Below are 20,114 nucleotides of genomic sequence, written 5' to 3'. Positions count from 1 at the left end.
TCTCGATTATAGACCGCGGCCTACCGAGGAGCCGCCGACTCTTTGCGATTCGCGGTGCGGAACCGCTCGATTTGCTCGTGGATGTGCCACAGATCGGGCTCGTCCAGGAGGCATTGCTGCTGGATCGCCAGCGCTTCGCCCGGTCGCCCCACGCGGAACAACAGTTCAGCCAGCGTGTCGCGGTAGGACACGTTGTCGGGATCGAGGAAGACGGCGCGGCGGGCGAGAACCAGGGCCGGCTCGTAGTGCCGGTCGTTGATCGCCGTGACCCAGGCCAAATTATTGGTCGTGTTGGCGTCCAGCCCGAACTGTTCGAGGTACTGGCGGCCGGTCGCGAAAACCCGATCGACCGCCGCGTCAGCTAAGTCATCAAAACCGGCTTCTCGAATTCTGGGGAGATCCTCCTCGAGCATCGCGATGTTCAGCGGGTAATAGTCGAGGGCCGCGTTCAGGTGAGCCGCCACGCGGGCGGCGGCGGCCTCGCGGCCAGCAGCATCGCTACGGGTGCTGGCATCGTCACGGGCCTGACCGAGGGAACCCGCAGGGGGAGCAGCGGCGGCGAGCGCGTCGGCCGCGTGCCAGCGGGCGGGGACGGTCAAGTAGCCGCTCGGGTAAAGGTGGGAGGTCGCGAGATTGCCGACGACGGCGATCCGCATCCACTGGGCGGCGGCCGCCGGGTCGGGCTTGAGCAACCGGGCCGCATGGGTGACCGCTTGGCTGTAGAAGTTGCGGTCCTTCTCTCGCTCGAACGCTGTGAAGCGGAGCATCGCTTGGGCTGCTTCCCGCTGACGCTCGGATTGTTCGAGCGTCCCCAGTCGCTCGACGAAATCGCGGCTGCCGTCAGCCACCGGATTCAGCGGAGCCAACCGCAGCGTCTCCCAGAGAGCGTCGGACTGTTCGGTCTTGCCGAGCCGCCGCAGCGCCACGGCGCGGCCCGCGAGTGCGGCGGCAGCCGAGGGGGGAGCCGCGTTGATCGGTTCGACGAATCCAAACCGCACGCTGCTCCCTTCGGTCTGCAGATTCTCGAAGGCCGTTTCGTAGAGCGTAAGCGCGGCGGCGGCGTCTCCGGCCAATAGCTCGAGATCGGCGAGCCGCAGCAGCGAAGCCGCGTCTCCGTGCTCCACCGCCCGCTGGTAAGCTCGTCGCGCCAAATCGCTTCGTCCGAGCCGAGCAAAGAAGTCGCCCATCAGATAGCTCGGCTGCGACGCGGCGGCTCGGATCAGCACGTTTTGCCGAAACAGGTTCATCTGTGGTGCGGCCGTGTCGGGCGAGGCAGCTTGCGTCAGCTGCCGGTGCAGCGATTCAAGATCGGCTTGACGGTCCCAGCCGACGGGCAATCGTCCCGCAAATAGATCGACCACGGCTCGGAACCGCTCCCGTGGCGAATCGTCGGGCCGCATCCGCTGAATCGCGGCACTCACGGTGTTGAAAAAGCCGGGCGCACGGTCGCCGAGGAGGTAGCCGAGATGGAAGCTCAGTTCCTCCTCGAGCTCTTGGTCTCCGTCGCCGACGACCAACTCCGGGACCAGGCGGTCGTCACCGGCCCGCAGCGCGAGCAACGCGGCTTCGCGGCGGGCGGTCGGCAGCGGAGCATCGCCGCTGCCGAGCGCGGCGATGCTTCGCAGCGTTGCCGTCGCCGTCTGCCGGTCGCCGACCATGTACAGCAGCCGAGTCGCCGCGAGCAGCCGGTCGAGGGCCTGGTCCGACGTCGCTGTGGCCCGGCGATCCTCCCCTGCCGAGTCGGCCGGAGGCGTGACGGTGGCGAGCATTTCCGCGAGCGATCCTCGCACCGCCGGCCGCTCGATTCCCAGAATCTCAAACGCTTCCGCGTGCCGCTGTCGAGTCGAGCCGAGTTCGGCGGCGGCGACGGGATCGAATTCCTTGGCGACTTCGATCGCTTCGTCGAACCGTCCCGCCACCGCCAGCGCCCGCCAGCGGATACCGGTCGTGTCGTTGGCCGCTCGGAGGATCTTGGCCGCTTGATCGACTTCCGCGTCGAGCCCCGCCTCATGCGCCGCTGCGATCCAGGTGGCGTAGGTCGCAAGCGACGAATCGGCCGGAAGCTGGGGCGGGATCGAGTTGCGGGCGGCTTTGGCGAGTGCTTCCCACCGGCCGTCGAGCAACAGGACCGTCACCAGCAGATCGCTGCGGTTGGCTTGCTCGGCGGCAGCGATCGCTTCGTCGAATCGGCCGAGGACCGTCCAGGCGATCACGGTCACTTCTTGACGCCGCGCGGGCGTCCAGCGGGCGGCGCAGGCGGGCAGTAAATTCGACTCGTCCACCACGCGGCCCAGACGATCGAGCAGCAGCGCGCGGGCGACCGCCAGCGGGGTCGACTCGGCCGTGTGGTCGAGCAGTTCGAGGACCAGGTCGAGCGAGTCGCTCTGGCGTGCCGCATCGAGCAGCCCCAGGTAGCGGCGGGCGACGACTGCGCCCAACTCGCCGCGGATCTCGTCGGCAGCGGCCCCTCGGGTTTGCTGCCGCGCGACTTCGACCGCTTCACGGAGGTAGCCCGCCTCGAGCAGCGCCGTCAGGGCCAGAGCCGGCTGCCCATCGGCTTCGGCCACGTCGCGGCGGACTGCATCGGGCAGCTCGGGCATCAGCCCAATCTCCCATCGCCGCAGGATCCACTCGGCTCGCTCGGCCACCTCCAGATTGTTGCTCGCGGCTAATTTTCGCACCCGCTCTCGCGAGCGTTCGTAGTCGCCCCAGAGCTGTCGCATCGTCCGCTCCCGCTCGGCGTACGATCGGGCGTCGAACCGCTCGGCCAACTCCTCGTCGCTCAGCGGCGGTGCTCCCGCCTGGTCCGCTTCGCGCGGGGGCTGGGCAGCCGAGGGCGTCGCGATCGCAACGGCCAAGAGCGTCGCGAGCAGGGCAGAGGCAGAGCCGGGGCAAAGACGCATGTTCGGCATTGGGATAGCGGGAGCTTCGAGCGAGGCGTGGGCCAGCCCTTTATATTACAGTCTCGCTCGACCCTTCCTCCGTTCCCAACGCTTTTTCAAGGACAAGATAATGTTGCGATGGCTTTCGATGGGACTCTGCGGAGCCGCCTGCTCGCTGCTTCCCATGGTCCTGGACACCCCCAGCGTGCGGGCGGCCGATTCGTGGAACCACTGGCGGGGGGCGGACCAGCAAGGCGTCGCTCCCGGCAGCGGGTACCCGGTCCGCTGGGAGGCGGGCGATTCGGTGCAGTGGCGATTCGAGGTCCCGGGGCGGGCCGGAAGCACGCCGGTCGTGGCCGGTGACAAGGTTTTTCTCACCACCGGTGATGGCGACGACAACCTGCTGCTGGCGGTCGCAGCCGATACGGGGAAGCCGCTGTGGGATGTCACGCTCGGTCAGGACCGCGGGGGCAAGCACAAAAAGGGAAGCGGCAGCAATCCGTCGCCGACGACCGACGGGGAGCTGGTTTACGCCTACTACCGGAGCGGCGACCTGGGCTGTGTCGACACCTCGGGCAAAGTCCGCTGGCACCGCAACATCCAAGAAGAGTATGGCGAAGACACGCTGTGGTGGGACCTCGGCTCGAGTCCTCTGCTGACCGACACCGCCGTGGTCATCGCCGTCATGCAGAGCGGCCCGAGCTACTTGGTCGCGTTTGATAAACAGAGCGGCGAGCAGCTCTGGAAGGTCGACCGGATGGTGGAAGCGCCCGACGAGTCGGCGCAGAGTTACACCTCGCCGTTGCTCACCACGGTCGGCGATCAGAAGTTGATCGCGGTCCTCGGCGCGGACCATCTGACGCTGCACGACGCCGAGACGGGCAAGGAGTTGGCGCGGCTCGGCGGCTTCAATCCGGCGGGGGAACGCTACTTCCGCTCGATCGCTTCGCCGGTGATCTCGGGGAACGTCATCGTTTGCCCCTACGCCCGCGGTTCGACGCTGACGGCGGTCGACATGAGCAAGCTGCTGGCCGCCGGGAGCGACGCCAAAGCCGCTCAGGAAGCGATTCTTTGGGAGCAGGATTTCGGCGCCGATGTGCCGACCCCCTCCGCTCGTGACGGACGGCTGTACCTGTGCGGCGACAAAGGCCACGTCCGAGCGCTCGACGTCCAGACCGGCAAGACGCTGTGGGAAGTGGAGTTGCCGAAGAACCGCAACCAATACTCGAGCTCGCCGCTGGTCACCGCCTCGCACCTCTACCTGACGCGGGAGGACGGGCACGTCTTTGTGATCGCGCTTCCCGCCAGCGGCAAGACGGCCGAAGAAGGCAAAGCCGAGCTGGTCGGCGAGAACGAGCTGGGAGACGAAGGGCAATACACCGTGGCCAGCCCCGTGCCGCTCGACGGCGACCTCTTGTTCCGCACCCGCAGCCAACTGGTCCGCGTCGGTGGCTAAAAATCTTGCCGGTAGATGTAGAGGCACCCGAGCAGCAGCATTGCGGCGGTGAATACGCCGCAGGTCACGAGCGGGCGGGTCACGTCGAGTTGTTCTCGCTGGACCTCGCCCCCGGCGGGGATCTCCAGATCCTCTCGGCCGGAAATGACGGCCGTGACCGCTTCGCTCAACTCGCCGGTCTGCGGGACGATCGACCGCAGCGGCGTGACCCCCCAGGCATCGATCAGCCGCCAGAGGTCGCGGTCCGGGTGGCGGTCGCTGCGGATTTCTCCGCTGGCGACCTTAATCGCCGTCAGCCGGTCGACGTCGTGGGCCAGCCAGAGCGTGCCGGCAGCGTCCCAAGCAACCGCTTCGATGCTTTCCTGATGGGGAATCGCGGCGAACTCGAGTTCGAGGCGCGGAGCATCCCCGGCGGGCTCGGCGTCGAAGCGGAGCAGGGCGGCGCGCTGATCCGATAAAATTGCCACGAGCTGTTCGGCGACGGGCGAGGCCTGCAGGGCGATGATGGTCGCCGAGGATGGGCTGGGGATCTCGCCGAGCGGTTCGAGCTCGTCGCTGGTGAAAACCCGCAGCGGTTCGCCGCGACGCGCGAGCACGATCCGTTCGGCGGTCGCGCCGAGCTGAACGTCGAGCGTCAGGTCTCCGCCGATGTCCCTCTCCGCAGTGATCTGCCAAGGCGCTGAGGGTCGGCCGGCGCGGAGCCGCAGCAGTCGTCCGTGGCTGTAGACGACGAGCGCCTCGGAGCCCGGGACGGTCGCAAAAGCGGCCGGTGGCGCCAGCGGAACCGACGGGGGTGTGATCCGCTCAAATCCGCTCGCGGTTTCCCCGAGCAGCCGCTGGATTCCCCCGAGCAGCCCTCCGGCTGGCGGCTCCTCAGGAGCGTCGGCTGGGATCAGCAGCGAGTCGCCCGAGGCGTAGAAAATGCCGCCGGCTCCGGCAGCGAACAGTCCCCCATCGGCGGCGGCTCGCAACTCGCGGGTCCCCGCTGGCAACCGCAGTCCGACTTGCTGCTCCCAATCCTGGGACTCTGCGAGCAACATCAGGTGGACGTCCTCGGAGCCAAACACGTTGAACGGGTTCTGAGGGATGCGGGCCGCGGCAATGCGACCATCGGCCAGCTCGACCGGTCCCAGGATGCGGTGAGGGTTTTGGAATCCCGAGGCGAGGATCGGCGCGTAGGCGTCGCTCTCGGGCGCCAACCGCAGCAGGCCGCCCGAAGCGGTCGAGACCAGTAGCGAATCACCGCTCCGCGCGATGCCACGAACCTTGGCCGGATCGGTCACCAGCGTGTCGAACATCGCGGCGGTCAGCCCCACCGAAAAGCACGCGAACCAGAACAGCACGGTGAGGACGACCGAGACGATCGCCGACCGCCAGCGGAGCGCGGCCAGCGCAGAGACGCTGTAGTAGACGGCGAACAGAAAGACGAAGATCGGAATGCAGTACAGCAGGCGGTGATTCCAGATCCCCAGCCGAAAGCCGGTGATCAACCACATCCCGCTGACCAGCAGGGCGACGCTGAGCAGGACGAACGCGCAGCCCCCCACGAACTTGCTCAAATACAACCCCGGCCGCGAGACCGGTTTGCTGAGCAGCAGATGCAGTGAACCGGGTTGCAGCATCTCGGGGATGATCGGCGCGGTGACCAGCACGCCCACAAACACCGCCCCCACGCCGAGCAAGTAGTACAACGCGATCGGAAAGACGAACTGGTTCAGCAAGTCGATGAACCGCTGACGGCTGACCGCCAGGACGGCCGGCGTTTCGAGCCCCGCGTAGGTAATTGCCAGCGATCGCTCCGGGCGCGGGCGGAACGCGCCGGGCAAGGCCGCTTCCAGACGCAACCGGGAGCGACGCTGGCGGAGCTGGTCGGAGAGCTCCTCGGCCGGTCGCTCGTCCAACGCCCGCAGCTCGCCAATCCGCGGGGTTCCCGCCCACAGCTTCGCGTCATACCACGGGTCGTCGAGCGGAATGTGGGAGTCGTCCGGTTCCGAAGCGAGTAGCGCATTGAACGCGTCGGCGTACCGCCCCCGCCTCGGCCCCCTTGCCTCCCCGGCGGCGGTTTGCCGGATCTCTTCGCGAAGTTCCTCGGGAAGCGCTTCGGCGACTCGTCCGGCCGCCGTCTCGCGATCGTTGGCCATCGCCGCGGCGAGCAGTCCGGTGAGCCGATCCGAAGAGTGAATGTCAGCCGGGCTGAACTCGACGGTATAGACTTCGTGGTACCCGATCGGAGCGAGCGCGGCGAGCAGCAGCAGGATGGAGCCGAGTACGATCCAGAGGAGCCGCGAGGCGAAAGCCGCGTGGAACGAGTCGGTGATGATCGCCAAGTAGGGTCGCATGGAGGCTCAAGAGGAATGGGATGACAGCAGTCGTGGCACAGTTGTTTAACGGCAAGCCGAAGGCGACTGTGTTTCAAAAAGCAGTCGCCTTCGGCTTGCCGTTAAACGATTTTTCCGCGACCCGTTTTGCTGAGCATCAACCCACCGTGGCGATGTCGAGCTAGTTCCCATTGCCTGCATCCGCGGGGTCGAACTCGGCTGTCAGGCCTGCTTCGGCGGCGATCTCCGCTTCCGGCGGCGCCTCCGGATCGCTGCGGACGATCTCCAGAAAAACATCCTCCAGGCTCGGGCGGCGGACTTCCAACCGCAAGATGCTGACGTCGGCGTCCCGCAAGCGATCGACGCAGTGGTCGGTGGCTGCTTGATCCTCGACCTCGAGGGTGATCGGCACGGTTCCGTGGCGGGTCGGTTGTCCGAGGACGGGCCTGAATGCGGGCAGGGACTGGAGCGCTGTCGCGGGCGTCTGCGAGCTAAGGGAATTGGGGGAGGAGAGCGCGTCGAGGGCGAGCCGGGTTTGTTCGCTGGCGACCTGGATGTGCAGACTGCTGCGAGCGGTGGCGGTGCCGCGCGGGGTGGCGGGCGTCAGTTCATCGATTCTGCCGAGCGAGCGGAGCGTGCCGTGGGTCATGATCGCCACGCGGTCGCAGACCAGTTCCACTTCCTGCAGGATGTGGCTGTTCATCAGCACGCTTTTGCCTTCGTCGCCGAGTCGCCGGAGCAGCTTGCGAACGTCGGCGCGGCCGACCGGATCGAGGCCGTCAGTCGGCTCGTCCAAGATCAGCAGCTCAGGATCGTTCAGCAGCGCCTGGGCGAGCCCCAGCCGCTGTCCCATCCCCTTGCTGAAGCGGCTGACCGGTTCGCGATCGCGCCCCTCGAGCCCCACCAACTCGAGCAGCGAGTCGATCCGCCTCTGCAGCGCCGCGCCGCTGAGATCGCTCAGCCGCCCGTAGAAGGCCAGCGCCGAGCGGGCGGTGTGGTGCCGTTCGATGCGGAGGTTCTCGGGGAGGTAGCCGATCCGGCGGCGGCTGGCGACCGACCCGGCCGGCTGGCCGAGCACGCTCGCCCGCCCACCGCTGCTGCGGACGATCCCCAGCAGGACTTTGATCAGGGTCGTTTTGCCTGCTCCGTTGGGGCCGAGGAGGCCGAAGACTTCCCCCGGGAGGACTTCGAGCGAGACCCCGCGGAGCGCTTCGACGCGGCGGCGGGAGGTCCATCCGGAGCGGTAGGTCTTGCGGAGCTCGTGGACCTTGATCAGCGGTTCAGCCGAACTGCCGACTTCCGCCGGGGCTAACGCTGGGGCTGGGGCAGCGAGCGTGGTCTCTTCGGTCAACGATTCGAGCTCAGACGGGGAAGAGTTGGGTGAGGGCGAGGTAGGCGAGAAAGATTGCCGTGACGACGGCCATGCCGGCAGCCAACCAACCGTGGGCGGCATGCCGCCAGGTGGGCTGGGGAGCATGGCCGCGGTAGACGTGGCGAAATCGATCCCGCTGAGTATCGTCCGGAAAAACCCCGTCCTCGACCAGTTCATGCAGCCCGAACTGGAGGGAGTACTCGATGGCTCCAAAGATCCGCACGCGGCGATTCAGTTCATCGACCCCGAACCCGTCGAAGAACCACAACTGGTGGCCGAACTCCCGCTCGGTCTCCGGTTGATCGTCGATGCACCGCAGCTGTTCGATCTGCGAGCTCTCGGGTGAATAGCGGCCCCGCACGAGGGCCCGCCGGGCGTCCGCGGCGACTTGGCGGACGATCTGTTCGGAAAACTGCTTGTCGCTGGTATTCGGTTGCATCGCCCAACCCTCTTCCACGGCCCTCTTCGACAGCCCTCTTCGACAGCCCTCGCGTTGCCCGTTCGACTGGCTCTTGATGGATCAACGGGAGCAAACATCGGGCCCGCTCGCGCGTCCGCCGAGAGAATTATATCCATCCGCCCCAGGGCGAAGCCATCGTGAGCAGTCGCAATTGCGACATTACAATCTGGAGCATGTTTGAACACCGATCGCTGAAATGGCCGATCACGCTCGGCGTGGTGATGATCGTGTTGGTCATCCTGATGACCGTGGGCTGGGTTCTGCTCACGGTGATCGGGGCGATCGGCAACGAGGACGATGCGCCCGCGTACTGGGTCTTGCTGAGTGCCGGGAGCGTTTCGTTGGCTTGCATTTTAGCCGGCGTGATCGTGTACCTGATCCAGCTGGTGCAGGCGACGAACATGAATCGCCGGCAGTCGAATTTCGTCGACAGCGTGACGCACGAGCTGAAGAGTCCGATCGCTTCGCTGAAGCTCTACTTGCAGACGCTCTCGCGGCGGCAGGTCAACGACGAGCAGCGAGAAAACTTCCATCGTTACATGCTGGCCGACGTCGAGCGGCTCGATCAGTTGATCAACCATTTGCTCGATGCGGCCCGCGTCAAGCGGCCCGATCCGGAGGAGTTGCGGGAGACCTGTCGCGTCGACGAGTTGCTCGAGCAGTGTCGGGCGAGCATCCAGGCGCGGTACGAGCTGGGCGACGAGGTGATCACGCTCGACGCCGAGCCGATCGAGCTCTCGGCCAACCCGGTCGATTTGACGATCGCGTTTCGCAATCTGCTCGACAACGCCATCAAGTACGGGGGCTCACCTCCGGAGGTCGCCGTGACGGCTCGCCTGTGCGACGGTGCGGCGTGGGTCAGCGTGGCCGACAACGGGGCCGGGATCCCCCGCAAGCTGCGGCGGAAGATCTTCGGCCGCTTCGTGCGGCTCGGCAACGAGCTGGAGCGGAGCCGCCAAGGGACCGGGCTCGGGTTGTACCTGGTCCGGACCGTCGTCCGCTCGCTCGGCGGCAGCGTCCGCGTCCGCGATGGGCGGAATCGAAGCGGGACGATCTTTGAATTGCATTTGCCTAACGCGAACACCGTAAAGTGACACGAGTAGCGGGATCCATGTCGAACCACATTTTGATCGTCGAGGATGAAGAGCACCTGGGCGTGGGGATCAAGTACAACCTCGAAGCCGAGGGCTATCGCGTCACCTGGGCGGGCGACGGGCCCACGGCTCTGAAGCGGATCGAGCACGACGCGGCGTCGATCGATGCGATCGTGCTCGATCTGATGCTCCCGGGGATGAGCGGCTATGCGGTCTGCGAGACGATCCGGGCCCGCGGCTTGTCGATCCCCATCCTGATGCTCTCGGCCCGCACGCTGACCGAGGATCGGACGCGGGGCTTCAACGTGGGGGCGAACCAGTACATGTCCAAGCCGTTCGAGTTGGACGAGTTGCTCAGCCGCATCAAGAATCTGCTGAACCTTTCCCCAGGCCGCGACGCCGCTCCCCGCCGCGTCAAATCCGAACCGCTCGAGCAAACCGAATTTGGCCGCGTGCACGTCAACTTCGTGACCCACGAGGTGATGATCGCGGGCGAGCCGGTGAAGATGACTCCCAAAGAGCTCCGCTTGCTGCAGTACTTCGCCACCAATCCGGGCCGCGTGATCACTCGGCAGGAACTGCTCAGCGAAGTCTGGGAGATGTCGGGCAACCTGCAGACCCGCGCGGTCGACCAGTTCATCGTCCGCTTGCGGAAGATCGTCGAGGAGAACCCGAGCCAGCCCAAGCACATCCTGACGATCCGCGACGCCGGCTACCGGTTCGTCGCGTAAGGCCGCGTCGCCTAAGTCGTATCGCCTAGGGCCGCGTCGCCTAAATCGCCGCGCATAAAAAAAGCTCCCGGATAGAACGAGTCCTAGGGGGGCGGAGGACTGCGCGCTACATACCCGGGAGCCGGTGGTTTGGTCGTCGCCGAGCGGTTGGTGGCTCGGCGATAGGTGAAAGATAGGGGCGGAAGCGGCCGCCGGTCAAGACGTTTTTTGAGCGGAAACCGAAGACTCCAAATCCCAGCGGGCGACGGTCTGATCGGAGCCGCTGGTGGCGGCCTGTTCGAGCGTCTGCACCGCCAGGCTGAGCATCTGCGGAAACGAAGCGGCTTCGCGGCTGCTGGCCATCGAAACCGTCACCGTCGGATGCATGCCCGCCAGCCGCGGGTTGCTCTCGTCGTGGTGCGCCAGGGTGCTGCGGAGATCGTCTCCCCGCAGGACCGCCGACTCGCGGTCGACACTCGGCATCCCGATCACCAGCGTGCGGTGGTCGAGAATTCCGATCCGGTCGACGCTGCGAAGGACCTTGCGCGCGGTGCGGGCGACGAGCTGCAGTTGTTCCGTGTCGGCCGCTTCGTCGTCGATGCGAACGACCGCGGTCACGAACGAGACGCCGACGCCGCTGAGTCCGGTGAGCATCTCGCCGAACTCGGTCTCCAAACGCTTGCCGCTGGGGAGGCGTTGGAGGTAGTCGGGCAGGGAGGCGGAAGGATTCTTGGGGTGAGCGGTGAGGGGCTCGCTGGCTTCCTCGGCGGTTTCCTTGGTCGCGCGGCGCGATTTTAAGATCGGTTCCTCGGGAGGGGGGAGGAACAGGACCGGCTGGTCTCCCTCGATCGAGTGCAGGCAGTTGCGGTCGGCCGCTTTGGAGGCGTAGAGGGCTTTGTCGGTGCGGCTGATCCACTCTTCGACCGACTCGTCCTCGTAGTGCTCGGCCAAGCCGGCACTGGCCGTCACCCGCAGGCGTTTGCCCGCGAACAGGATCTCGCGGTGGCCGATCGCCGCGCGGATCTGCTCGGCGGCGAGGCGGCAATCGTCGAGCGTCTTGCCATCGAAGACGACTGCGAATTCTTCTCCCCCGTACCGGGCGACCAAGCATTCTTCCTGGGCGCGAGCCTGGACCATCTTGGCGACGACGCGGAGGACTTCGTCTCCGGCCAGGTGGCCGTAGGAGTCGTTGAAGTCTTTGAAGTGGTCGATGTCGAAGAGCATCATCGTCGTCGGCTCCGACCCACGCAGCTCGGCTCGTGCCTGCAGGTGTTCGTCGAGAGCCCGGCGATTGGCCAACCGGGTCAGCGAGTCGGTCATCGCTCGTTGCTCGGCGGTCTGCAGCTGCAGATTCTGTTCCTGCAAGCGGTCTTCGGCCTGCTCGAGCTGGTCGCGCATCTTTTCGCTGGCGTCGAGCAGCCGGCTCATCGCCTCGAGGATCAACTCCGGCTCGTTTTGCAGGTCGACTTCGCTGAGCGCCTCGTTGACTTCGCGGATTCGCGACTGGTGGGCATCGACATCCGCGGCAACCCGCGCGTTGAGCGTCCGCACGCGGGCGGCAATCTGCGTCAGCCGCTCACGCTCGTCTTGCGTGGAAGCAGCCGTCGCCGGTGGGGCCCCCGGCGGCTCGTCGCTCTCCGGGTCGGTGGAGTTGAGGGTCGGATAGATCAACCACCCGCACATGAGCCCAACCAACCCACAGCTTAGAGCGACGAGGACATCGACAATCATGAACGTAGGGTGATGAGAGGTCGCTGTGCCGGGCGCGGTACATCTGTCACGCCTCATTTACACCCTCTATGTACGTTGCTCCGACGCGTTGTCAAACACCCCTTGATGCCGATTTGGACAGTGCGGGGGGTTTGCACGGCGGGGGGCCCGTCATCGCCCGCTGCATCGAATGGCAGCTCCGTTCGGCAAACTTGTGCCGCAGCGCGTGGATCCGCTTCGAGTGCATCCGGAGCCAAGCCACCGGCTCGGCCAGGCCGGTGACTTCGAATTCGACTTCGCCCGTCTCGCCTGAGTGGATGACGGTGAAAGCCTGTTCCCCGGCGAGAGAATGCCCTTCCACGGTGTGCCAAACCACCCGTGCCCGGGCGTCTCCCAGGCTCTCGCTGGTGAGCGACGGATCGTCGATCGCCGCGACATTCGGCTCGACCGACACGCTGGTGATCCGGCAGGGATTGACCCAGTAGAACCGCCGGACCCACATCCCGGTGGCGACCGTCGTGCCGGGAATCAGAGGCCGCTGGGCCCAGAAGAACTCGACCAGATCGGTCGGAATGAAGGCCCAGTTGAGCAGGTGGGCGACGGCGCGGCGGTACGCCGTCGCTCCTTGGCCGAGCGGCACCGAGTGGCGAATCGAGAGCAGATCCTCGGAGGTCGAGCTGCCGTTCAGAGGCAATTCTGCCGCCTGCATGAGATACTCGATCAGCTGGCCGTCGCTCGGCCGAAGCAGGGATCTCATCGGTTCGGCTCGCCCACCTATGCCGGAAAACTCAGGATGAAACAGCAGCGTCAAACGCTGCGGCCGCGGCAGTGATCTACTCCAATTTAGCTAACCGGATCCGCTGTCGCCCGCGCAACGCGAGGACCACGAAATTGAGCTCGCGTTGGTTGACAGGCGCCGGCACAAAGTGCAAGGTTTGGTCGTCAATTACCTAGGGACGGAGACTGCATCGCGATGCCCGGTCAGAAGACGAGCTATGGAAGGAGCGCCCGCATCGATGGGGCGCACCCACAGGGAGGTGAGCCGCAGGAAGTCGTGACCGCGCCGGCTGCCCAGTCGCCACTCGCGCCGCAACTGGCGCTGGAGCCGCAACTCGCGCCGCAGCCGCAACTCGCGCCGCAGCCGGGGCTGGGGGTCGACCATCCCGCCCAGCTCGCCCTCGCGTCGAGCTCCGTCTCCGGGCTTCGCGAGCTGCGGGTCTGCTGCGAAGGCGAGCAGGTGTTGATCTCCGGCCGCGTGCAGTGCTTCTATCACAAGCAGTTGGCTCAAGAGACCGTCCGGCAGCATGCCCCCCATCTGCGTCTGGTCAACCAGGTATCGGTCGAGCGGGTCACGAGCGAGCCGCTGTAGGCTGGGGCGGTTCATCAGCCGCCGCCGCTAGCCCGGATTATTCATCAGCCGCCGGGCGCTAGCCCCCGGTTCCCCGAAGCGCCGTGGGAACCGGACGCTAGCGCGTGGCGGCTGATTTACGTGCTGTTTCGCGACGTCTTGCTTCGAGCCTCGCGGCGATTTCTAAGGGCTGTGAAACTCTGTACGCCTATTCCACCACCCGCTCGATCGCTTGCCAGAATTCCGCTTCGCCGGCGGTCAGCCGCAGCTCGATCGCCAGCGCCCGTAGCGGGGTCCCGCCCAGCCGATCGGTGCGGAGTTTGACCAAGTCCTTGTGGGTGCAGACGGCCAGCAATTCGGGTTCGCTCTGGCGGAGTTCCCCGAGCCACTCGTCGAGCGACTCGACGGTGGGGCGATCGTAGGGGCAATGGTCCGCCAGAGCGCGAGTCGCAATCACCCGCCCCCCGAGCTCGCTCAGCGAATCGAAGAAGGGCTGCGGATTGCCGAGCCCGGCGAACGCGGCGAGCGGGCGGTTGTGGAGGCTCGCGAGCGCTTCGCCAGCGGCGGCGGTTTCGGCCCCGGTGTGTCGAATCAAGCGAGCGGGAACGTGGTCGGCTTCGGCGATGATTGCCTGCGGTGCGTGCTTCGCGATCGTCTGGCGAATCGCGGCACGGCGGGCGGCGTCGGTGCGGCTGGCCCGGGAGATCACGATCGCGTCGGCGCGGGCGAGCGCTGTGAGCGGCTCGCGGAGCAGGCCTCGTGGCAGGAGGTGCCCGTAACCAAAGGGGCAGGTCGCATCGATCAGGACGACGTCCAGATCGCGGTGCAGGCGGCGGTGTTGGAAGCCGTCGTCGAGCACGATCGCTTCCATCTCCAGTTCCTCGACCACCACTCGTGCCGCTTCGACTCGGTCGGGATTCTGCACGTGGGGAACGTCGGGGATCCGGTCGTAGAGTTCGCGGGCCTCGTCGTTGCTGCCGCTCTCGTCGCTGCGGTAGCCGCGGCTGACCAAGCCGACCCGCAGTCCCCGCCCGCGGAGATGGGCGGCAATCGCCGCGACCATCGGTGTCTTGCCGGTCCCGCCGGCGGTGAGGTTGCCGACGGAGATTACTGGAACGCCCGCGCGGTGGATGGGCAGGCGCTGGGAATCGTACCGTCGGTTGCGGAGGCGGACCGCGGCCCCGTAGGGAATCGCAGCGATCCGCAGGGCCGAGCGCGCGACGACGGCCAGCGGGTCGCGCCGCTGGCCGTCGATGATCCGCCGGTAATCCATTCCGTTAGAGCGCCGCGCAGATCGCGTCGGCCATTTCTTGGGTGCCGACGGCGGTCGGGTCGTCGCGGTGCGGCTTGAGGTCGTAGGTGACGTTCTTGCCTTCGGCGATGACCGCGGCAACAGCCTTCTCGAGCCGGTCGGCGGCGTCCATCTCGTTCAAGTGGCGAAGCATCAGCATCCCGGAGAGGATCAGAGCGGTCGGGTTGACCTTGTTCTGTCCGGCGTACTTCGGGGCGCTGCCGTGGGTGGCTTCGAAGACCGCGCCGTTGGGGCCGATGTTCGCCCCCGGAGCCAAGCCCAGGCCGCCGATCAGTCCCGCCCCAACGTCGCTGACGATATCGCCGTAGAGGTTCGGCAGGATCAACACGTCGTACAGCTCGGGCTTCTGCGTCAGCTGCATGCACATGTTGTCGACGATCCGCTCCTCGAACTCGATGTTCGGGTAATCCTTGGCGACGTCGGTGGCGGTGGCCAGCCACAGCCCATCGCTGTACTTCATGATGTTGGCTTTGTGGACCACCGTGACTTTCTTGCGACCGTTCTTGATCGCATAGTCAAAGCCGCAGCGGACGATCCGCTCGGTGCCGCTCTTGCTGATCGGCTTGATCGAGACGCCGGTCTCGTCGCCGCCGGTCTTGATCTTGCGGTCCGAGGGAAGGCCGTTGATGAACTCGATCAGCTGCGACGTTTCAGGTTTGCCCGCCTCGAACTCGACTCCCGCGTAGAGGTCTTCGGTGTTCTCGCGCACGATCACGATGTCGACGCCGAGCTCGCTGAAGTAGCTCCGCACGCCCGGATAGTGCTTGCAGGGGCGGATGCAGGCGAACAGGCCGAGCTCCTGCCGCAGGTAGACGTTGATGCTGCGGAAGCCGGTGCCGACCGGAGTGGTGATCGGCGCCTTGAGAGCGCACTTGGTCCGCCGGACCGATTCGATCGTGTCGTCGGGGATCGGGGTGCCGCGCGTCTTCATCACGTCGACGCCCGCTTCTTTGACGTCCCAGTTGATCTTCACGCCCGTCGCGTCAACGCACTTGCGGGCCGCTTCGGCCAGTTCCGGACCTGTGCCGTCGCCGGTGATCAACGTGACTTCGTGGGCCATCAATATGCTCCAAAGGTGCGGGATTTGCCGTATTTATTCCAGGCCGGAGGCTACCCGACCGCCCGGAGATCGTCAACGAGGCTAGGCTCCGTCAGAAAACTGCATATCACCATCACCCTCCCCCCGGGAGGGTCGGGCTGGGATGGTGAAAAGCCCGGAAGAAAAGGGCGCCAGAAGTAGAAGCGGCACGTCAAAATCTCACCCTCCCGCTTGCGGGAGGGTCGGGCTCTTAGGCCCGGGGAGGGCAATGGGTTTCGGCACGAACTCTCGATTGAGCCGTTAGAAAACAAGCCAATACGTTGAGGAAAAAGGGTCACACGCACTCATCGCGCGAGCGTCTACCGGCCCCTCCCCGCTCGTTCCTCGCGACCCTCCCGGGGGGAGGGTGTCGTTTGGCGTTTTTTGACAGGGCCTTCAACCCTTGCGGCGACCGGGGGCGATCAAGTCTTCGCCGTGGCCGGCCAGCTCCAAAACCTCGTCGGTGCTCTGCGGGTCGACGCGGCGGCACGTCTCGGTCAGTAGGTCGGCCCAGTCATCGAGCGGATCCTCCCACTCCTCGGGAGTCGTTTCGTAGGGAGGGATGTTGGCCATCTCGTCGAGCAGCAAAATCAGCCGCAGGAGATGGCGGAACAGCACGCCTTCTTCTTTTTGCAGCTTGCGAGCGGTCACGTAGGCATTGAAGTCGCCGCCGAATTCGAGCAGCTCGCCTGCGATCCAAACCGGCCGCACCCGCACGTCGTGAACGCGGGGAAAGTCGTGTTCGAACAGCCGATGGATCTTCTCGCCGAGAGTCAGCGGCCAGACCTTCGGCTCCTCGAACATCACCCGCCCAAAACCCTTGTTCTCGATCTCCTCCTCTTCCTCGTCCTTCGGCGAGCCGAGCTCCTCGGGCGTCGCCAGGCCGAGCTGCAGCAGCCGCGGGTCGAGCCGCGTTTGGGCCAGCGTCCCCGGGGGCATCACGTCGTAGCGGGGGACGCGGACTAGCCGCGCGACCGTGCCGGGAACTTCCAGCACGCTCTCCAAAGCCAGCAAGCGTTCGTTCGGGTCGGCGATCGCGAGCTGGTCGGCCAGGTAGACGCCGTAGAGCGGATTGATGCTGCGGAGTTGAACCAGCAGCGGCAGGCGGCTGGTTGGGTGCGCGTACTGCGGGCGGTAGTCGTCCAGCTCGTAGCCGCGAGCCGCAGCGGCTTCGGCGTCCGATTCGCTGTCCCCCGATCCGCTCCCGTGAGCGCCGTGCCCGGCAGTCTCCTCCGCGGCCCCCTCTGCGGCCGGTTCCAGCTCGGCCTCCCGCATCTCGGCGAGCAATTCGCCAAACAGGCCCTCGGGTTTTTCCACCGCCGGTTTTTCCACCGCCGCCTCGGCACGCTGCTGCGGCGTGAGTTTGGTGGTCGGCTTGGCGGCCTGAGGGGCCGCTTTCGGTCGCGGCTTGGGTTCGAGTTCGATGTAGCCGGCCGTCCAGAGCGTGAGCAGCATCCGGTTGAGCTGCCGCTGGGCCTCTTCGATTTGTTTGGGTTGCATTAGCCGTCGCCCGACGAGATCGCGGAGCGGCTGCACTTCGGGGGAGCGGCCCAGGAGGTAAGCGAGCAATCGCCAGGGCAGGTGTCCGCGGCTGGCTAGGTGGGCGCTCGGGGCGTTGCGGAGGTGCTCGAATTGCTGCTGGGTCCAGTACTGCTCACCGGCCCGCCGCTTGGGCATCTTTTTCTTCAGCTGCTTTTTGGCTTTCATCAGCCCCGGGTCTTTGATGTCCTCGGGGATCTGGTCGTACTTCTCCTTCCACTTGAGCAGCTTGACGTCGTCCTCGTGAGCCAGGGCGTAGACGAAGCCGCGGTCGTCGAACTGGGGTCGGCCGGCGCGACCGAAGATCTGGTGGGCCGTGGAAGCTTCGACGACTTTTTTTTTGTCCTTCGGTCCCTTGAGCAAGCTCGGCAGCACGACCGAGCGGGCCGGCAGGTTGATGCCCGCCGAGAGCGTCTCGGTGCAGACGCACACGCTGAGCAGCTTTCTTTGGAACAGCTCCTCAACGATCCGCCGATAGCGGGGCAGGATGCCGGCGTGGTGGACGCCGACGCCGCGCATCAGGATCGCCTTCAGCTTCGGTCCGGCTCCCTCGCTCAGTTCGGCCGCGTTGAGGTAATCGGCCAGCTCGGCTTGCCGCGATTTGTCGATCAGGCTTTTGCCTTTGAGCAGCTCGGCCACCGTCCAGCACTGGGCGCGATTGAAGCAGAAGAAGAGGGCCGGCGTGCGGCGCGAATCGGGCGGGCCGGCAGCGATCTTTTCGGCAAAGTCGCCGAGCAGTTGATCTTCGACCCATTCGAATTGCAGCGGCACGATTCGCTCGGTTCCGCGGACCAGCTGCACCCGCCGGTCATGGGCGCGGGCCATCCAGGAGGTGAACTCCAGCTCGTTGCCCACCGTCGCGCTCAGCAGCATCAGGCGAACCGACGGCGGGAGCAGCCCCAGGGTCAGCTCCCAGACGATCCCCCGCTCGGCGTCGTTGAACGAATGGAACTCGTCCATCACCACCGAGCCGACATCGGAGAAGTCAAACTTCTCACGATTCAGCAACCGGTTCAGCAGGATCTCGGCGACGACCACCAGCACCGGGGCGTTCGGATTGACCGTGCGGTTGCCCGTCACTAGGCCGATCTGGTCGGCGCTAAAGCCCCAGCCGACTGCCGACCGCCGCAGCTCGTCGAGCTTCTGGTCGGTCAGCGCGATCAGCGGCGTCGTGTAATACATCCGGCTGCCGGTCCGCAGCGCTTCGTAGACCGCCGCCTCGGCGATCAACGTCTTGCCCGTCCCGGTCGGCGCACAGACCAGCACTCCCTGCGGCGAAGTGAAGTACGCCAGCAGCGCTTCCTCCTGAACCGGATAGGGCTCGAACGGAAGCAGGTCAAAGTATTCGGCCGCAAGCGTGTCGCGATCGAGATCGGGGTCGATAGGGGGGGCGGAGCGATTCATGGAGAGTGATTGTAGGGCAGGAGCGGCGAGTGCGGAGGAGACGGAGTACGGAGTACTGAGTACTCGAACCGCGACTCGTGCCGCCTTAGACTCGGAGGACGCAAGAGAATCCCGCGGCTACCCCCTGGAGAAGACAAACCATGCAGCAGGTCAAGATTTTCAAAAGCGTCGAAGGGGAACTCGGGGCGCTCGAGGAGACGATCAACGGCTGGGTCCGAGAATCGGGAGCTCGGATCGTTTCGATCACCGGCAACATCGCTCCCCAGACCGTCGCTCCCGGGACGGCGATGAACACCTTCAGCGACTCCGACGTGCTGATCATCGTGCTCTACGAAACCGAAGCCTGAGCGGCGGCGGGCACCGTCTGCGACGGGGGGGCTGAGTGCCCCAGAATTTCTGCTTGCTTTTCCGCGCAGCCGAGCGAATAGTGGGAATGTTGGGTCGCGAGGTTCCGCGTCGCGACGGACGGCTTCAGAGCAGACCGCCCTCCATTCTGGTTGGCACCGGAAGGCGTCTGCTGAGTTTGTAGCAAAAGGAGGTGATCAAGTGGATTATTGCTGTACTAGCCAACGGGGTGGTAACCCGTAGCGCAGTCGGCGGGCTACGCAAGCGTGGCCGCCACCCCACTCGCCGATCACTTCATTTAAGTATTGTGCGAGAATTGCTTTGCCCGTCGGTGGGGATTCACCTTGGTCCCCATCGACGGGTTTTTTCGTGCGCTGGATGCTTCTTTATCTCGTACTCAGCGAAGCGGTACTCGTACTCGTACTCGAAGCCATCACGGAACTCGCGGGGGAATCGAGTACCGCTCCGCTGAGTACGAGTACCGCTCCGCTGAGTACGAGTACGATTGAAAATCCCCCTCACACCCGCTCGAGCTGCATTCGGCGGATCGTGGCGGCGGTTTTCCAGGTGGCGATCCCGAGCGGCCGCATCGGTTCGAGCTCGGGCCAGACGTTGAATTGCCGCCCCTCGGCGTCGACGCTCAAGATTTCCTCCCCGTCGACCAGGGCGACCAGCAGCGGCTCGGTGACCCGCAGCTCGATCTTGTACCAGCGATCGTTTTCAAACGGGGTGTAGCTGGTCGTCGGGTTCTCGATCGCGGACATCCCGTCGATGTTCGAGATTCCGGTCACGCCGCCGCCCCAGCCGCCGATGATCAGCGTCGCGTGCTGCGAGCCGATCGGGAACGTCAGCCCGCAGAAGAAATCTTCGCCGGCCGTTCGCTGGGCTTCGAGCGTGATCCGGTAGTCGGTTCGGGGCAGGGGACCGCGGTAGACCAGCCCGCTGCCGGGGTTTCCGGCGGCGATCTCCAAATGTCCCGGAGTCAGCTGGATCTCTCCGTGGCGATCGAACGGATCGCGGGCAACTACGCCCCAGGCTTCGGGGGCCGTCAGCAGATGGCGAGGCTTGGCGGGCATCGGAGCTCTC

16 protein-coding genes are annotated in these 20,114 nt (G+C 65.8%); 6 read left to right on the top strand and 10 right to left on the bottom strand.

Going from position 1 to position 20,114, the window contains the following annotated elements:
• Nucleotides 1–20: 20 nt before the first annotated feature.
• Nucleotides 21–2,903 carry a hypothetical protein gene (locus GNK13_RS11655; RefSeq protein WP_164102693.1) on the bottom strand — a complete coding sequence of 961 codons (2,883 nt, stop codon included), beginning with the start codon at nucleotides 2,901–2,903 and terminating at the stop codon, nucleotides 21–23.
• A 109-nt stretch (nucleotides 2,904–3,012) separates the two neighbouring features.
• Between GNK13_RS11655 and GNK13_RS11650 the strand changes: the two genes are divergently transcribed.
• Nucleotides 3,013–4,338, top strand: coding sequence for an outer membrane protein assembly factor BamB family protein (locus GNK13_RS11650; RefSeq protein ID WP_164102692.1), 1,326 nt, complete (start codon nucleotides 3,013–3,015; stop codon nucleotides 4,336–4,338).
• Here the strand turns inward: GNK13_RS11650 and GNK13_RS11645 are convergent.
• Nucleotides 4,335–6,677, bottom strand: coding sequence for an ABC transporter permease (locus tag GNK13_RS11645; protein WP_164102691.1), 2,343 nt, complete (start codon nucleotides 6,675–6,677; stop codon nucleotides 4,335–4,337). The genes GNK13_RS11650 and GNK13_RS11645 overlap by 4 nt on opposite strands.
• 20 nt (nucleotides 6,678–6,697) lie before the next feature.
• Here GNK13_RS11645 and GNK13_RS11640 point away from each other — a divergent pair, with 20 nt between their 5' ends.
• On the top strand, nucleotides 6,698–6,841 hold the full coding sequence (locus GNK13_RS11640; RefSeq protein WP_164102690.1) for a hypothetical protein: 144 nt from the start codon (nucleotides 6,698–6,700) through the stop codon (nucleotides 6,839–6,841).
• On the opposite strand, the gene GNK13_RS11635 is transcribed toward GNK13_RS11640, so the two are convergent.
• On the bottom strand, nucleotides 6,838–8,007 hold the full coding sequence (locus tag GNK13_RS11635; RefSeq protein WP_235935084.1) for an ABC transporter ATP-binding protein: 1,170 nt from the start codon (nucleotides 8,005–8,007) through the stop codon (nucleotides 6,838–6,840). The genes GNK13_RS11640 and GNK13_RS11635 overlap by 4 nt on opposite strands.
• Before the next feature lie 10 nt (nucleotides 8,008–8,017).
• Nucleotides 8,018–8,467: a hypothetical protein gene (locus tag GNK13_RS11630; protein WP_164102688.1), complete on the bottom strand. Its 450-nt coding sequence runs from the start codon at nucleotides 8,465–8,467 to the stop codon at nucleotides 8,018–8,020.
• A gap of 194 nt (nucleotides 8,468–8,661) precedes the next feature.
• Here GNK13_RS11630 and GNK13_RS11625 point away from each other — a divergent pair, with 194 nt between their 5' ends.
• Nucleotides 8,662–9,582 (top strand): sensor histidine kinase, encoded by a 921-nt coding sequence (locus GNK13_RS11625; RefSeq protein WP_235935082.1) that lies wholly within the window; start codon nucleotides 8,662–8,664, stop codon nucleotides 9,580–9,582.
• Nucleotides 9,583–9,599: 17 nt separating this feature from the next.
• Nucleotides 9,600–10,313: a response regulator transcription factor gene (locus GNK13_RS11620; protein ID WP_164102687.1), complete on the top strand. Its 714-nt coding sequence runs from the start codon at nucleotides 9,600–9,602 to the stop codon at nucleotides 10,311–10,313.
• Between the two features lie 195 nt (nucleotides 10,314–10,508).
• Here the strand turns inward: GNK13_RS11620 and GNK13_RS11615 are convergent, their stop codons facing one another.
• On the bottom strand, nucleotides 10,509–12,023 hold the full coding sequence (locus GNK13_RS11615) for a GGDEF domain-containing protein (RefSeq protein WP_164102686.1): 1,515 nt from the start codon (nucleotides 12,021–12,023) through the stop codon (nucleotides 10,509–10,511).
• Between the two features lie 91 nt (nucleotides 12,024–12,114).
• Nucleotides 12,115–12,759 carry a DUF1990 family protein gene (locus GNK13_RS11610; protein WP_164102685.1) on the bottom strand — a complete coding sequence of 215 codons (645 nt, stop codon included), beginning with the start codon at nucleotides 12,757–12,759 and terminating at the stop codon, nucleotides 12,115–12,117.
• Between the two features lie 216 nt (nucleotides 12,760–12,975).
• Here GNK13_RS11610 and GNK13_RS21720 point away from each other — a divergent pair, with 216 nt between their 5' ends.
• Nucleotides 12,976–13,371: a hypothetical protein gene (locus tag GNK13_RS21720; protein WP_235935080.1), complete on the top strand. Its 396-nt coding sequence runs from the start codon at nucleotides 12,976–12,978 to the stop codon at nucleotides 13,369–13,371.
• Nucleotides 13,372–13,558: 187 nt separating this feature from the next.
• Here GNK13_RS21720 and lpxK read toward each other — a convergent pair whose 3' ends face one another.
• From lpxK to GNK13_RS11590, 3 genes are all read right to left on the bottom strand, one after another.
• Nucleotides 13,559–14,623, bottom strand: coding sequence for a tetraacyldisaccharide 4'-kinase (lpxK, locus tag GNK13_RS11600; RefSeq protein ID WP_164102684.1), 1,065 nt, complete (start codon nucleotides 14,621–14,623; stop codon nucleotides 13,559–13,561).
• 4 nt (nucleotides 14,624–14,627) lie between these two features.
• Nucleotides 14,628–15,722 carry an isocitrate/isopropylmalate dehydrogenase family protein gene (locus GNK13_RS11595; RefSeq protein ID WP_164102683.1) on the bottom strand — a complete coding sequence of 365 codons (1,095 nt, stop codon included), beginning with the start codon at nucleotides 15,720–15,722 and terminating at the stop codon, nucleotides 14,628–14,630.
• Between the two features lie 414 nt (nucleotides 15,723–16,136).
• A complete protein-coding gene (locus GNK13_RS11590; protein WP_164102682.1) occupies nucleotides 16,137–18,683 on the bottom strand; it encodes a DEAD/DEAH box helicase in 2,547 nt (848 codons plus the stop codon).
• Nucleotides 18,684–18,823: 140 nt separating this feature from the next.
• Between GNK13_RS11590 and GNK13_RS11585 the strand changes: the two genes are divergently transcribed.
• The gene (locus GNK13_RS11585; RefSeq protein WP_164102681.1) at nucleotides 18,824–19,030 is read left to right on the top strand and encodes a hypothetical protein; all 207 of its coding nucleotides are present in this window, start codon (nucleotides 18,824–18,826) and stop codon (nucleotides 19,028–19,030) included.
• A 516-nt stretch (nucleotides 19,031–19,546) separates the two neighbouring features.
• On the opposite strand, the gene GNK13_RS11580 is transcribed toward GNK13_RS11585, so the two are convergent.
• Entirely contained in the window at nucleotides 19,547–20,104 is a 558-nt protein-coding gene (locus GNK13_RS11580; RefSeq protein ID WP_164102680.1) for a family 16 glycoside hydrolase, read from the bottom strand.
• Between the last annotated feature and the right edge of the window lie 10 nt (nucleotides 20,105–20,114).

It is taken from the genome of Candidatus Laterigemmans baculatus (assembly GCF_010367455.1).
Taxonomy (GTDB): domain Bacteria; phylum Planctomycetota; class Planctomycetia; order Pirellulales; family Pirellulaceae; genus Laterigemmans; species Laterigemmans baculatus.
The sequence above is the reverse complement of the archived record's forward strand: the minus strand, read 5'-3'. Positions and strand labels throughout refer to the sequence as shown.